Below are 15,247 nucleotides of genomic sequence, written 5' to 3'. Positions count from 1 at the left end.
TGATATTACATAAGCGCGTATATCAGGTCGCCGCACCGGAGCATGTGGCAAAAAAATTATGAATGGAAGGGTGACGAATGAAGAAATTTGGTTTTTTAATGTTATTATTTGTCTTCATGTGGGCGGTTCCGGGTTATGGACATGCGGCTTCGAGTGGAACACAAATCTATCTCGACGATCAACAGTTAAGTGTCCCTAGTGGTGCTAAGGCACAAGTAATTGGCGGAAGTACAATGGTTCCGCTACGCGTAATTTCTGAAAATTTGGGATATGACGTGACATGGAAGCAGCAGGCGCGAACCATAACGATTGAGAAGGACAGTACCTCGATCCGAATGATAATCGGAAGTAAGACGGCGACTGTCAATGGAAGCGACATTAGTCTGGATGCTTCGCCTCTGCTGCGTTCCAATTATGCCCTAGTACCGCTTCGTTTTATCGGCGAGCAGATGGGACTGGACGTAAAATGGGACAGCAGCTCCAAGTCCGTAAAATTATATACCCGCAGTAGCGGGTCTGGAAACGGGGAATTTACACCTCCCAAGTCTGGAAATAACAGTACAGGTACTGGAAGTGTTACTGCGCCAACGAATAATGCGAACTCAGGTGTTACACAGGTGCAGGGAGTTAGTTTCAGCCAAAACCGTTTAACCATCACCACAGCCAGTGCCGTCAAGCCGAAAGCGTTTACGATGACAGGCCCTGATCGGGTAGTGGTGGATTTGCCAGCAACTGCGTTTGCGGACAATTTTGGAGACCAGCAGAAGCTGGATAGCAACTTAAATGGTTCGTTGGACATTGAGAATGAAGCGGATGTGTCCGGTATCCGGTATGCTTTATTTCAAAAGGAACCTTCAACGGTGCGTGTTGTTATTGATTTAAAACATGCCATGAATTATACCGCATATAATGATGGATCGAATCGTGTTATCGTCGATCTGGCTTCCAAGGATTCAGTGAATACCACGCCAGACGCAACGTTACCAGATGGCTCACAGCCGGATGACACGCAGACATCACCAACTAACAGCAATGGTAAAAAGGTCGTTGTTATTGATGCTGGTCATGGAGCAAAAGATTCAGGTGCAGTTGGTGTTTCGAGAAAAAATTATGAAAAGACCTTCAACCTGGCTATGGCTCTGAAAGTTGAAAGCATATTAAAGCAGAACCCCAATCTTGAGGTTGTGCTGACACGCAGTGATGATACATTCTTGGAGCTTAAACAGCGCGTAAAAGTAGCTGAAAACCTTAATGCTAACGTGTTCGTGTCCATTCATGCTAACAGCAGCGGTAGCTCAGCTTCCAACGGTACAGAGACGTATTACCAGCGTAGTGCAAGCAAAGCGTTCGCTAACGTTATGCATAAGTACTTTGCTCCTGCGACGGGTCTGACAGACCGAGGCATTCGTTATGGCAATTTCCATGTAATTCGGGAAACGACTATGCCAGCCGTATTGCTTGAAGTAGGATATCTGAGTAATGCAAAAGAGGAAGCCACACTGTTTGATGAAGATTTTCAAAATCGGGTAGCTCAAGGGATTGCAGATGGAATCACAGAGTATCTCGACGTAAAATAAATCTTCAACAAATCGCTTGTCAACGTCAAGCAAGGAGGGGGACATATGAACAAGAAAATCGTAATTGCAGGCCTGCTGGCATTGTTCGCCATTGCAGGTGCAGGGTGTGCCTCTAAGCAAACATCGGCTCCTGCGACTCCATCTCAGGAAACACAAACTTCTAATGCACAAAATAGTACACCCGAACAGACGACTCCTGATCCATCGGCTCAGTCTGCTGAGAATAACGGGGCGAGTCAAACACCTGCATCTCCGTCAACAGAGCCTACAAAGACCAAGACGGACACGGAAAATTCAGGAGATCGACAAACACAGCAGATTACGGTGTACTATACGGATACACAAGAGAACGGCTTGAAAGAACAGAAAAAGGAAATTACCTATCCAAGCGAGCTGGAAAAATTGCAAAAAGCGTTTGAAGCTCTGCAAAAGAGTGGGGATTCTGCTCTAATCCCGTTGTGGTCCGAGAAAATTTCCGTGCATAAGATCAAATTGGATAACGGTGCATTGACTTTTGATATTTCCCTGCCGGACGAGGCTCGATTGGGAGCTGGCGGCGAGGAATTGGCTATCGATGCCTTGAAGAAAACGATGTTCCAATTCAAGGAAGTCAAAACGCTGGATTTGCTCGTAGATGGGCAATCTCTGGAGTCCTTAATGGGACATGTAGATTTAGATCATCCTATGAGTCGCTAACCGATCAGACGGTATGAAAATTTCTTGGGGATTTACACACTTTTCACGTGCAATCTGTGACAGATAATGATAATATAGGAGTGTATTTCTCGCCTATGCAGGCAGTCATGCACAAATAGTATTCGTTTCTTTCCGGATGATTATTTAGAGTGACCGTCTTGATGCGGGCTATCCCGTATCAAGACGTTTTTTTTGGTAGGAGGTAGGATTTCCGTGAATGCAGCAACCGCACGTCATATATTGGACACCATCGGTACGATGTTTCCGGATGCCCATTGTGAGTTGAACCATGACAATGCTTTTGAATTAACGATCGCCGTGTTATTGTCTGCTCAATGCTCCGATCAGATGGTCAATAAAGTAACGGCAGACCTGTTTCAAAAATACAAGTCACCTGAGGATTATTTGGCTGTTCCTCTTGAGGAACTGGAGCAGGATATTCGCAGAATCGGCTTGTACCGAAACAAGGCCAAGCATATTCATAACCTCTGTCGTATTTTAATAGACCAGTACGGGGGAGAGATACCTTCAGAGCACGATCAACTGGTTAAGCTACCCGGTGTCGGCCGCAAGACGGCTAACGTCGTAGTATCTACTGCTTTTAATGTACCAGCTATTGCGGTAGATACGCATGTAGAGCGTATTTCCAAACGGCTCGGTTTTGCAGGGTGGGATGATTCAGTGCTTGAGGTGGAAAAAAAGCTGATGAAGAGGGTACCTAGGGATGAATGGTCTTTGACCCACCACAGGCTTATTTTTTTCGGACGCTACCATTGCAAAGCTCAAAATCCTCAATGTCAGGTATGTCCGTTGCTTGATGTGTGCAGGGAAGGCAAGAAACGTATGAAAACGTCTCTTATCAGAAAAGATAAGGAACGTAGAGCTTAAAGACCCACAGAGGTTACAAAGGGTTTAACCATTTATGTGTAGAAAAGGATGAAGAGTATGAAGTGCATTTCGGTATATACAGACAATTTTGAAGCGTTCTCTGATATTTTTGAGCAAATTGTAACAACAGAATTTGCTGAAAACGAAGAGCGCGAGCTTGAGGGAATCACGGTTAGTCATTCCGGTGATGTACCTGAGCATTATCTGGAGCGTATGTCACAAAAGCCAGAAGTGGTCGTAATGAAGGACAAATCCCGTGGGATTACGATTTTACAGCATGGTCAAGTATTTGAAATTTTGCTGCCAGTGCTTGAGACTGCAGCCAATTAAGTTCAATTAGCGGACGACATGCGTTGCATGTTCCGGTGTAGGCGGCTCGGCTGGTTTATCCAGCCCGAAGGCGCATTATACATGAACCTTGCAGACCATCCTGATATGGATAGAGCCTCATTCCAATGAAGTGTGCATACATTTTGCACCCTGAATTAAGGTATCGCGTTCCCTATGTTCCAAAAGGTGAATGTACATGATGAGTAGGCTCACCCGTTGTATACATATCTTCGTCGTTGTCCTTTAAGGGGACTTTGATGAAATGCATTCGGTTGCCAAAATACTTATTCCTAATGATCCGTTTTGGACAGAATAAAATGAACTTATTATTATCATGTACAAAAACAGCGTTCCCTAAAGCCAGGTACTGGCGGGGAGCGCTGTTTAGTTTTTTTGATGTGATGATTCTCACAACGGCTTAGGAATGCTACAATATAGCTATTTGGTGCAGACAAGTGATAAGGAGTGGAACCGTAGCTTATGATGCAAACGATTACAGGAGATGCGGGAAAGTGGTTGGATACGATAGAACAGATACAGAATACATTGCGTAAAGCCGGGGACGAAGCGGGAGCGAAGGCGACAGGTGATCTGCTGGAAAAAGCATATGTGCAGGAGCTGACCATTGCCTTTTGTGGACATTTTTCAGCGGGTAAATCGAGCTTGATTAACAGCCTATGTGGGAAAACCGTGCTGCCATCTGGACCGGTGCCTACGAGCGCTAATGTAGTGTCCATCCGTTATGGGCGTCCGAGAGCGCTCATTCATCCAGCCAAATCAGCGGAAAATCCAGAGCCGGAAATCGTAGAGGCCTCCCTGTCCGAGCTTGCTGAGTATTGTAAAAATGGTGGAGCCTATGAATCGGTTCAAGTGTGGGAGGATGTTCCCATATTATCTAGCGGAGGAGTGTTGCTTGATACACCAGGCGTAGATTCCACAGACCACGGACATGCGCTGGCGACACATTCTGCTTTACATTGGGCAGATATTGTTTTTTATGTGATGGATTACAACCATGTCCAATCTGAAAATAATTTGTCCTTTGCCAAAAGTTTGTCGGATTGGGGCAAGCCGTTATATTTGATTATCAATCAAATCGATAAACACCGGGAGCGAGAGCTTTCATTTACACGTTATCGTAATGAGGTGGAGACTAGCTTTCATGCCTGGCAGGTTCATTATACGGATATCCTCTTTACTTCCTTGAAGGAGCAGCATCATCCATGGAACCAGTGGAAACAGTTGACGCACCTGATCCCGAAATTGCTGGAGCGAAAAACAGAGCTTTTGGCATACAGTTTAGTGTCCTCTATGCACCATTTGGTAGAGCAACATGTGGAGACTGTGCAGGCAGCTGAAGAAGAGGAACTGAACACACTGCTAAAAGAAGCAGGTGGAGAAGAAGCCATTTTGCGCCTGGATATAGAGCAGAAAACCTTGCAGCAAGAAGATGAACACTGGAAGATGCTTCCGGAGCAGGAGCGTAAACGACTGCGTCAAGAGCTGGATCATCTACTGGAACACGCACATTTGACGCCAGCGGAGCTACGTGAAGCGGCAAGCGAATACTTAGAGAGCCGCAAGCCAGGCTTCAAAACAGGACTATGGTTTGCAGGAGGAAAGACTGAGCGAGAAAAGGAAAGCCGTTTGGAACGGCTGACAGGAATGCTGACTGATCAGGTGGAGGGACAATTGCTTCCTCATGTGCGGGAGCTACTGAGGTCTTGGGGTGACGGTCAGGGTTTATGGTCCGCTGCGATGGAGCAGGAGCTGGTTGACATCCGCCCTGTAACGGATCGGCAACTGGTAGAGCAAACGGTGAAGGAAAATGCGTTGTCGCCGGAGTATACGTTGAACTATTGCAAGGATCTACGTGCTGCTGTGACCGCCGATTGCCGCCGCAAGGCGCTTACGCTAGTAGACCGCCTGCTGGCCCAGCTTGCAGTGCGAGCCGAAGCCCGCCGCGCGGCTCTCGCGGATGCGCGCACTGCGCTGCTGGCGCAGGCGGAGGCGGCGAGCCGCTACAGCACCCGCGTGCAAGCTTCAGCTTCGCACGCCAGCCTGCTGCGCAGCTTGCTGCCGCAGGCTTCCGCGCCAAGCGGGTTGCCCCGTGCGGACGCGCCTGCACCTGCGTCCGATACCTCCGCTGCTGCCTCGCCAGCTGCGACGCCAACGGGCGTTGCGCGTCCTGGTATCGCTGGCTCGCGGAACGCATCGGCGCAGCCGCTAGCAGGAACGGCGACAGCACAGCCTGCCGCCGGAGGCCGCCGCACGCTGCTGGATGCAGTAGCGGCCCGATTGAAGGCCGCCGCTGCCCTGGTAAGCCCATACCCTGCCATGCAAACGGCGGTACGGGATTTACATGCCCGCGCCGCTGCGCTGGAGGGTGGGCAGTTTACGCTGGCGCTGTTCGGAGCGTTCAGCGCTGGGAAATCTAGCTTCGCCAACGCTTTGCTGGGTGAAGCTGTGTTGCCCGTATCGCCGCATCCGACGACAGCGGCGATTAACCGCATAATGGCGCCTGCAAGTGCTGAGCGCCATGCCACGGCTGACGTCCATATGAAATCAGTGGACGCGTTGCGGGAAGATCTTAAATACTCATTTCGGCTATTAGGATTGGGGGAGCCAGCGGCAGCGGGCTGGCAAGAAGCCGTTCATGCTTTATCTCCGGAAGGCATCCATCCTGCGGGTAGGCCTCATTATAGTTTTTTGAAGGCTGCCGCAGCGGGATGGGAAGAAGCTGAAAGCTTGCTGGGACAACAGCTTCAGGTGGATTTAGGGCAGTATCGGGATTTTGTTGCGTCTGAGCACAAATCATGCTTTGTGGAGCATATCGACCTTTATTATGATTGCGCTCTGACCCGTCAGGGCATCGTGCTAGTGGATACGCCTGGAGCGGATTCTGTGAATGCACGACACACAGGCGTGACCTTCAACTATATGAAGCATGCGGACGCTCTTGTATTTGTCACCTATTATAACCATGCTTTTACGCAAGGCGACCGACAGTTCCTAAACCAACTAGGTCGAGTTAAAGAGACCTTGGCGCTCGATCAGACGTTTTTTATTGTGAATGCATCAGATCTAGCTTCTTCTGAAGAAGAACTTCATTCTGTTACCCGGCATGTACAGGAACAACTACAGGCGAATGGAATCCGAAAGCCACGCATTTATCCGCTTTCCAGTATGCTGGCGTTGGAAGCTGCCGAACAGGGAGAGGCTTCATTGCGTTCAGCTTCACGTTTTGATGCATTTGAAGATGATTTCTCGGCATTTGCAGCCGAAGAGCTGGCAGGTCTGTCCATTGCTTCTGCTATGCAGGAACTGAGCCGGCTGCGGAACCGCATAGAGCAACATGCAGCCGATGCCCGGTATAGCGTGGAAGAACGTGAGATCCGATTCGAGCGATTAACTCGCATCCGTGGGGAATTGGAGCATACGCTCCTAGACCTGACTGACAGCAACGGTGCATCTGTGTTATCGGGCGAAACCGATGAACTGCTGTATCATGTACGTCAAAGGCTGTCCTATCGGACTGGAGAATTTATGGCAGAGGCGTTTCATCCATCTGTTCTGCGTGAAGGAGTAGGTGATCTTCGTTCGGCTTTTGCATCTTGTGGTCGTGAGCTGATGCGTTTAATCGAACTGGAGCTGTCTCAGGAATTACTGGCAACCACACTTCGGCTAGAAAAAACGGGACAAATTTTGGTGCACAAGGCTATACAACAATGCGTAGAACACATGAACCATCAGTTGCCAGGACTAGATTGCACAATTCCTGAATCCAGAAAATGGGCTGTTCCCGAGCTAAATGAAATTTCCTTGCAAGAGTCCATTCATTGGAAGGATTATTGGAATAGCTTTAAAAATCCAAAGCTATTCTTTGAAGGAACTGGTCGAGCGAATCTACAAACCAAACTGGAGCCGATATTACGCGAGCAAATCGGGGAAGCTGTGGATCAGCAACGAGAACGAATGGCTTCTTTTTACGTTACGCTGATGCAGGAGGAGCAAACGTGGCAGAAAGCTCAGCTTCGAGAGCAAATGCTGGAGACGACTCGTGGCATGGAGCATGCGCTTATGGGCGGTGAGCAGCCACAGGTTTGGGAAGAGCTTGCTGGCAAGATTGCGGCTTTGGAGTAAAGATAAATAAGTACACCATTTATTTAAGTTCAGGACACCGGGTTGTGGGACAACCCGGTGTTTTATGCATGCTCCAAAAAGAAAGCAATACTGAGTAAATAGCCATATTCAATAATAAGAAAGCGATTTAATTTGTCTAATCACCCACCACTTGATAACCTGCCTGAATACGGCTCGTTATCCTCTTTGCCGCCTTGGAACGCGAATGGTAAACTTCACTAAGCCATATAACAACGTCGTGCAACTAATGGAGGGACATTGACATGGAAGTGCTCAGGCAACTGCAAGTTTTTTTTCGCGAGAGGAGACACTATCTGTTTCTTTCTATTTTATGCCTTGCGATAGCGACGGCTCTGGGACTGGTGTATCCGAACCTGCTCCAAAGGCTTATTGATAACGCTATCATCCCCGGTGACTTCGGGAAAGTCCCGGCGCTGGCTCTGACTGTGCTGGGAGTAGTCATCATCAAAGGGTTCATGCAATTTTTACATGGTTTTTTTGGTGGACGGCTAGGTAACTACTTGGCGTACCGACTCCGCAATGCTTGTTACGAAAAGCTGCAATTTCTGTCCTTCAGATATTATGACACTGCCAAAACGGGTGATCTCATGTCCCGACTGACTGGTGATTTGGAGGCAATTCGTAACTTTATTGGGTTTGGTTTTGCCCAACTCCTCAATGTGCTACTGATGGTCGTATTCGGCTCTATGATGATGCTGTATATTAACTGGCAGCTCACCCTCATTACGATGATCAGTATGCCATTGCTGCTCTTCGTCACATTCAAGTTTGAATCCCGGATTCATCCCACCTTTCAGGAAATGCGGATTGCCCTTAGCGCTTTGACGACAGCGGTCCAAGAAAATATAACAGGTGTGCGAACCGTCAAATCTTTTGCCCGCGAATCCTATGAAGTTGAGAAATTTTCAGTACGTAATGAACAATACAAGAGTAATCAAATTCAGGCTGCTTCCTTATGGAGTCGGTTTTTCCCCGCTATGGAACTGATTGCTTCTGTCAGTGTGGTCCTTCTGTTGGGCATGGGGGGGTATCTGGTTATTCAGAAGTCAATGACCTTGGGGCAGCTCGTCGCTTTCTTTAGCTTAATTTGGTATATTATCGGCCCCATCTGGAGCATTGGCTTTCATATCAATAACTATACGCAGTCCAAAGCTTCTGGTGAAAGGGTCTTGGAACTGCTAAATCAGTCCATAGATGTAACCGATGAAGCTGGAGCACTTACACTCAATGCCGATCAGGTGGAAGGACATGTTACGTTTGAACATGTTACCTTTGCTTACGGAAATAAGCTTCCTGCTGTTGTTGACATCAATTTAGACGCACCGCCAGGATCAGTCATTGGAATTTTAGGAGGAACGGGGTCAGGGAAGTCTACCATTATTCAATTACTCATGCGCGCTTATAATGTGAATGCAGGAAGTATCAAGTTGGATGGCAAGGATATACGTCACTTAAAGATTCGCGATTTGCGTGCTCAAATTTCTTCCGTGTTTCAGGAGACGTTTTTGTTTTCGTCCTCTATACGCAACAATATTTCATATGGTTTAAGTCATGTCAGTATGGATGACATCATACGCGTTTCCAAACTGGCTCAGGCGCATGAATTCATAACTGAACTACCGCTGGGATATGACACTGTCGTCGGAGAACGTGGATTGGGACTGTCCGGAGGACAGAAACAACGGATCGCCATCGCGCGCGCACTACTCAAAAATCCGAAGATTCTGGTTCTGGATGATGCTACCAGTGCGGTCGATATGGAAACAGAGCATGAAATACAGACCGGTTTTCAAGAGGTTATGCGTGGTCGAACAACATTCATAATCGCTCATCGAATCTCTTCGCTTCGTCATGCTAATGAAATTGTGGTGCTTGAGGAAGGACGAATTGTTCAGCGTGGAACACATGAACAGCTCATTGCTACTCCAGGTCCATATCAGGATGTGTATCATATTCAATACGCCGATTACATAGCTCAGGCTCCAGACGGTGTATCCGAAGGGCAGGTGAGACCATGAATATACCCGCAGAAAAAGTCAAACCGCTAAAAAAACCAACGAATGAGCGCTTTGTCTATCAAGATGATGATGTCATTGACAAACCGTTTAACTGGTCAGAATTCAAACGTTTGTTGGCATACATGAAGCCTTATGCCCGTCAGATTTTGCCGATCCTTCTGGTCATGATGATTCTCGGCACCATTACCAAGCTGACCGTTCCTTATTTGATCAGTCTGGCCATTGATAAAGCAATTGCTCCCGCATGGCCTGCACTGCCCAGCGTAAAGTTGCTGTTGCTCATCACGGGTGCCGTGCTTTTGTTATATTTAATTCAATGGGCAGCCAGCACGTACCGCATTAAATTCACCAATATTATCGGTCAACGGGTTATTTACGATTTGCGTGAAGATTTGTTCAAGCATATTCAAAAGCTATCTTTTAACTTTTTTGATAAGAGACCGGCAGGTTCTGTATTAGTGCGCGTGACGAATGACATTAACTCGCTACAGGATCTATTTACGAACGGTGCAGTGAATGTCCTGATTGACTGCGTACAGCTTATCGGAATTATTGTCATTTTGCTGCTTATTAACTGGAAGCTCGGTTTAGCGGTAATTGTCACTGTTCCGATCATGTTTTTGATCTCGACCAAACTGCGCGTACGCATCCGCCGCGCTTGGCAAGAAGTGCGTATGAAGAACTCGCGTATCAACTCTCATTTGAATGAGTCTATTCAGGGGATTCGTGTGACACAAGCATATACGCAGGAGCAGGAAAACATGGCTTATTTCGACGACATGAACAGCTCTAGCAAAAAGTCGTGGGATAAGGCTTCTGCCATGAATCAGGTCTTTGGCCCACTTATTGATATTACCGGAGGATTTGGTACGCTTGTGCTGTTCTGGTTTGGAGCGCATTTAATTCAGACAGACCAACTTACGGTGGGACTACTGGTTGCGTTTGCTAACTATGTTGGGAACTTTTGGGAGCCGATTAATCGGCTGGGCCAAATGTATAATCAGTTACTGGTTGCGATGGCTTCGTCAGAACGAATTTTCGAGTTTATGGATGAACAGCCGAATATTGCAAACAAACCGGGAGCAATAGCCTTGCCGCCCATTCGGGGAGACATCCAATTTGAAAAGGTCATTTTTGAGTATGAAAAGGGACGTCAGGCGCTTAAAGGTATTAATCTTTCTGTCGAGGCGGGTCAATCTATAGCGCTTGTGGGTCATACCGGATCAGGTAAAAGTACAATTATTAATCTGCTAAGCCGTTTTTATGACGTTACGTCAGGGCGGCTTACGATTGACGGTCATGATGTGCGTGATGTCACGGTGGAGAGCTTGCGAAGCCAGATTAGCATCGTACTTCAGGATACATTTATTTTTTCGGGGACGATCCGTGATAATATTCGATTTGGCCGTTTGGATGCAACGGATGAGGAAATTGAAGCAGCTGCGAAGGCGGTCAATGCTCATGAATTCATTGTTCACTTGCCAGCTGGCTATGAAACAGAGGTAGAGGAGCGGGGGGGAATGCTGTCCATGGGCCAGCGACAGCTCTTATCCTTTGCTCGTGCCTTGCTGGCTAATCCGCGAATTCTTATCCTAGATGAGGCCACAGCTAGTATTGATACAGAAACGGAGTTGAAAATTCAGGAGGCTCTTCAGGTTTTACTAGAAGGCAGAACTTCTTTTATGGTCGCTCACCGTTTGTCCACCATCCGCAATGCTGATCATATCGTTGTACTGGATCATGGGGAAATCCAAGAAAGTGGTAATCATGAACAATTGATGAAAAAACATGGAATATATCGGGGGCTGGTGGAAGCACAGTTCAGATTTTTGTAAAAAAAAGATCAAAAAATCGCGTTTTTTGTAAATTTTAATGCCGAGCACTATTGCATTCTTGGAGCTAAACCCTGAAAATAAAGATGAAAAGAGATCAGAGCAATTTCGTCAGAGGGGGAAGAGTTCAAGATGTGGGGTGCTCCTTTTTCTGCCAAGGCTAAGAAGATGCTGCTGCTGGGTAGCGGCGAATTGGGAAAAGAAGTCATTATTGAAGCTCAGCGGCTTGGCGTGGAATGTATTGCTGTAGATCGCTATGAACTGGCTCCAGCAATGCAGGTGGCCCATCGCTCTCACTGTCTGGATATGCAGGATGCTGAGGCGTTGAAGGCACTAATTCGTAAGGAAAAGCCCGACATAATTGTACCTGAAATCGAAGCTATTGCTACGGGTGCTTTGGAAGAATTAGAGCAAGAAGGATTTCACGTAGTACCAACGGCCCGTGCCGCCCGTCTTACGATGGACCGGGAAGGTATCCGCAGGCTGGCTGCCGAGAAATTAGAGCTTCCGACTGCTGCCTATCGTTTTGCAGATAACTTTGAGCAGTTGCGGTCGGCGGTTCATGAGCTGGGCACGCCATGCGTGGTCAAGCCCTTGATGAGTTCGTCGGGTAAAGGGCAGTCTGTATGCCGGGCAATCGAAGATGCAGAATCCTGCTGGAATACGGCGCTGGAAGGCGCGCGTGCCAAAACAACACGTGTCATTGTTGAAGCTTTTGTCCCGTTTGAGAGCGAAATTACCTTATTGACCGTCAGAGCGGTTTTGGGTACGACTTTTTGCCCACCGATTGGCCACATTCAGAAAGATGGGGATTATGTCGAATCCTGGCAGCCTCATGGCATGACGGACAAGCAGCTTTCGGAAGCGGAAGACATTGCCCGTAGGATAACGGATGAACTGGGTGGTTACGGATTGTTTGGCGTAGAGCTATTTTTAACAGCTGATGGCGTCATATTCAGTGAAGTATCCCCTCGTCCGCATGATACAGGAATGGTGACCATGATTACGCAGGATTTGTCGGAATTTGCGCTTCACGTGCGGGCCATTCTCGGATTCCCGGTGCCATCCGTCACGCTGCTTACACCAGGAGCTTCAGCTACTTTGAAGGCAGAAGTGACTACGCGGGATTTCGTAATAAGCGGTCTGCATGATGCATTATTGCTACCCCGGACACAGGTGCGAGTGTTCGGGAAGCCTGAAACCAAGCCGGGACGCCGGATGGCTGTAGCGCTTAGCGCTGCAGAAGATGTGGAAACAGCACGGAAGACGGCCAAAGAAGCTGCTAATATGCTGAAAGTGGAGGTAAATCATGTCTAACAATGTGATGATTCCAGTACTGACAATTCGTTCCGTAGAGCTTGGCGATTGCGAAGCCGTAACTGGACTACTAAGAGAAGTCGGGTACCCGATGACTTGTGGTGTAATGAAAGAAGTTATGGGAACAGCGCGGGAGGACAGTCAAGCGAATATGATGGTTGCAGAAATGGATGGTCGTGTTGTCGGAGTAATCGGCATGCATACGGCTCAAAGCTTGGCTTATCCTGATCCTGCCGTACAAATCACCATGCTGGTCGTGAGCGGGGAGTATCGCGGCGAGGGCATTGGCAAGCGCTTGGTGGCTTGTGGTGAGGAGTGGGGACGTGCGCAAGGATGCTATCATTTATTTATTACCGGAGCGAATAACCGCATCAAACAAGTAGAGGCCCGAGCTTTCTACAACCGAATCGGCTTTGAAAAGCAAGGCTACCGTTTCAGCAAAAAGCTTAGATAATCAGCCTATAACAAGACAATCTAATACTTAAAGCCTCACTACTTTTAACTCAGTTCCGCATGGTCAATTCCGAGCGGGGCTATTTTTTTTCCAACTTTTATACCATTGATCCTGCTATAAAACATGATATACTGCTAGAGTAAAGATTACAAAGTTGTAACCAGACGCGTTCACACCAAGGCATTTATACAACAAGGAGATGACGAAATGAAGAATATGTTGAAAAAAACACTGGTGATGGGAAGTCTTAGCGCCATTTTATCCGCAGGATTCATCGTTCCGGCATCAGCTTCACCAGCTGACGATTTGACTGCCCAACTGCAACAATGGTTTCAAAATAACGGATATACCGTCAATATGTCCAACGGGACGACTACGATAACAAAGACCGTAATTAAGGATGTTTCTGAAAAGGACAAGGCTAAAAACAAAACAGCAAATCCTTCATCCGGCAAACAAACAACAACCAAACAGGGTGGCCAAAAGGCTTCGCAGTCTGGTACCAAGCAACAGACTCAAAAACAAAACACAAACTCAGGCGCGGGTCAGTCTGCAGGTACGGATGCACAACTCAGCAAGTCCCAATTTGCAGCTGAGGTTGTAAAGCTTGTAAATAACGAGCGCAGCCAAAAAGGTCTCAAGCCCCTCGCATCGAATGCGAAGCTTACAGAAGTAGCCTTAGTCAAGGCGAAGGATATGAGTACGAACAATTACTTTTCCCATACATCACCGACCTATGGTTCACCATTTGATATGATGAAAAAATTCGGTGTAACTTATACGTATGCGGGTGAGAATATTGCTATGGGACAACAAACACCACAAGAAGTGATGAATGCCTGGATGAACAGTCAGGGACATCGTGAGAATATTTTGAAGGCAGAGTTTACACAAATCGGTGTGGCTTACTACAATGGGTATTGGGTACAAGAGTTCACACGTAACTAAGATGATCGTAAATACGTTCCCAACGTTATGTCGCTGCTACGAAAAGATAGCGGCGTGACGTTAATCTAGAGACCCGCTGACACGTTCAGCGGGTCTTTTGGTGTCTCTTCATCCTCCAGTGGCATAACCACTGCTTTATACCAGAAAAGACATAAGGGACGTATTTATAGTATGATAGCAGCAAGTTGAATAGATATCAGACTACTTATGGAAAGCCAGGTGAACAAATGAGCTACGAAATCGTGCATGAAGGTGCCTTTGCTATGCTCAAGATGCAGTTGAACCCCGGGGAAATGATTAAAGCAGAAATGGGAGCGATGGTTTCCATGTCTTCCAGTGTAGATATAAAGGGGACGGTAGACGGTGGACTGTTACGTGGCTTAGGCAGAATGCTGAGCGGAGAAAAATTCTTTTTCCAAGAACTGAGGGCAGCCAGGGGACCGGCTGAGGTGTTATTAGCCCCTGCTAGTATAGGTGATGTACAAGCGGTGAAACTGGATGGCACGTATAGGCTGTTCGTCCAAAAGGACGGTTTTCTGGCTTGTACGGAAGGCATTGAGGTTAGCACCAAAATGCAAAACCTGATGAAAGGTTTATTTTCCGGTGAAGGTTTTTTTATCGTAGAAATCAGTGGTCGAGGTACGGTATTCCTATCCTCTTATGGAGCCATTCATCCCATTTATATTGCGCCAGGAGAAGAGCGTATTATTGATAATGCTCATCTGGTGGCATGGCCGGATTATATGGATTATAAAATTGAAAAAGCATCTAAAGGCTGGTTGTCCAGTGTAACGAGTGGAGAAGCACTTGTATGCCGCTTTCGCGGTGAAGGAACGGTACTGATTCAAAGTCGAAATCCGGGCAGTTTTGGACAATGGATCAAGAGTTTTATCCCTGATAGCAAATAGTTTGATTCGTCTGATTAGAGATGAGAAGATCAACTGTTCACACAAGAAAGTATAATATAAGGATGGTCATTTGCCATCCTTTTTTTGCATGTTCATGGGAAATTATATGTGACTC

11 protein-coding genes are annotated in these 15,247 nt (G+C 47.2%); all 11 read left to right on the top strand.

The window, feature by feature from the left end; all coding sequences use genetic code 11:
• The first annotated feature begins 77 nt into the window (after positions 1 to 77).
• On the top strand, positions 78 to 1,577 hold the full coding sequence (locus G9G54_RS07615) for an N-acetylmuramoyl-L-alanine amidase family protein (RefSeq protein ID WP_165177126.1): 1,500 nt from the start codon (positions 78 to 80) through the stop codon (positions 1,575 to 1,577).
• Between the two features lie 45 nt (positions 1,578 to 1,622).
• Complete coding sequence (locus G9G54_RS07610) at positions 1,623 to 2,273, top strand: GerMN domain-containing protein (protein WP_069289781.1); 651 nt, start codon at positions 1,623 to 1,625, stop codon at positions 2,271 to 2,273.
• Positions 2,274 to 2,486: 213 nt separating this feature from the next.
• Positions 2,487 to 3,161, top strand: coding sequence for an endonuclease III (gene nth / locus G9G54_RS07605; RefSeq protein WP_023989081.1), 675 nt, complete (start codon positions 2,487 to 2,489; stop codon positions 3,159 to 3,161).
• 57 nt (positions 3,162 to 3,218) lie between these two features.
• Positions 3,219 to 3,491: a hypothetical protein gene (locus G9G54_RS07600; RefSeq protein WP_013310628.1), complete on the top strand. Its 273-nt coding sequence runs from the start codon at positions 3,219 to 3,221 to the stop codon at positions 3,489 to 3,491.
• Between the two features lie 480 nt (positions 3,492 to 3,971).
• On the top strand, positions 3,972 to 7,634 hold the full coding sequence (locus G9G54_RS07595; protein ID WP_165177124.1) for a dynamin family protein: 3,663 nt from the start codon (positions 3,972 to 3,974) through the stop codon (positions 7,632 to 7,634).
• A gap of 263 nt (positions 7,635 to 7,897) precedes the next feature.
• Positions 7,898 to 9,673, top strand: a complete 1,776-nt coding sequence (locus tag G9G54_RS07590) for an ABC transporter ATP-binding protein (protein ID WP_061831566.1) — start codon at positions 7,898 to 7,900, stop codon at positions 9,671 to 9,673.
• Complete coding sequence (locus G9G54_RS07585) at positions 9,670 to 11,508, top strand: ABC transporter ATP-binding protein (RefSeq protein WP_165177123.1); 1,839 nt, start codon at positions 9,670 to 9,672, stop codon at positions 11,506 to 11,508. Before G9G54_RS07590 ends, G9G54_RS07585 begins: the two co-directional genes overlap by 4 nt.
• Before the next feature lie 129 nt (positions 11,509 to 11,637).
• On the top strand, positions 11,638 to 12,822 hold the full coding sequence (gene purT, locus G9G54_RS07580) for a formate-dependent phosphoribosylglycinamide formyltransferase (protein WP_165177121.1): 1,185 nt from the start codon (positions 11,638 to 11,640) through the stop codon (positions 12,820 to 12,822).
• A complete protein-coding gene (locus G9G54_RS07575; protein WP_061831569.1) occupies positions 12,815 to 13,276 on the top strand; it encodes a GNAT family N-acetyltransferase in 462 nt (153 codons plus the stop codon). The genes purT and G9G54_RS07575 overlap by 8 nt, the downstream gene beginning before the upstream one ends.
• 207 nt (positions 13,277 to 13,483) lie before the next feature.
• Positions 13,484 to 14,224, top strand: coding sequence for a CAP domain-containing protein (locus tag G9G54_RS07570; protein WP_165177120.1), 741 nt, complete (start codon positions 13,484 to 13,486; stop codon positions 14,222 to 14,224).
• Positions 14,225 to 14,451: 227 nt separating this feature from the next.
• On the top strand, positions 14,452 to 15,132 hold the full coding sequence (locus tag G9G54_RS07565; protein WP_165177118.1) for a TIGR00266 family protein: 681 nt from the start codon (positions 14,452 to 14,454) through the stop codon (positions 15,130 to 15,132).
• Positions 15,133 to 15,247: the final 115 nt, after the last annotated feature.

It is taken from the genome of Paenibacillus sp. EKM212P, from assembly GCF_011066115.1.
Classification (GTDB): Bacteria; Bacillota; Bacilli; order Paenibacillales; family Paenibacillaceae; genus Paenibacillus; species Paenibacillus polymyxa_B.
This window is presented reverse-complemented; position numbering and strand designations above follow the sequence as displayed.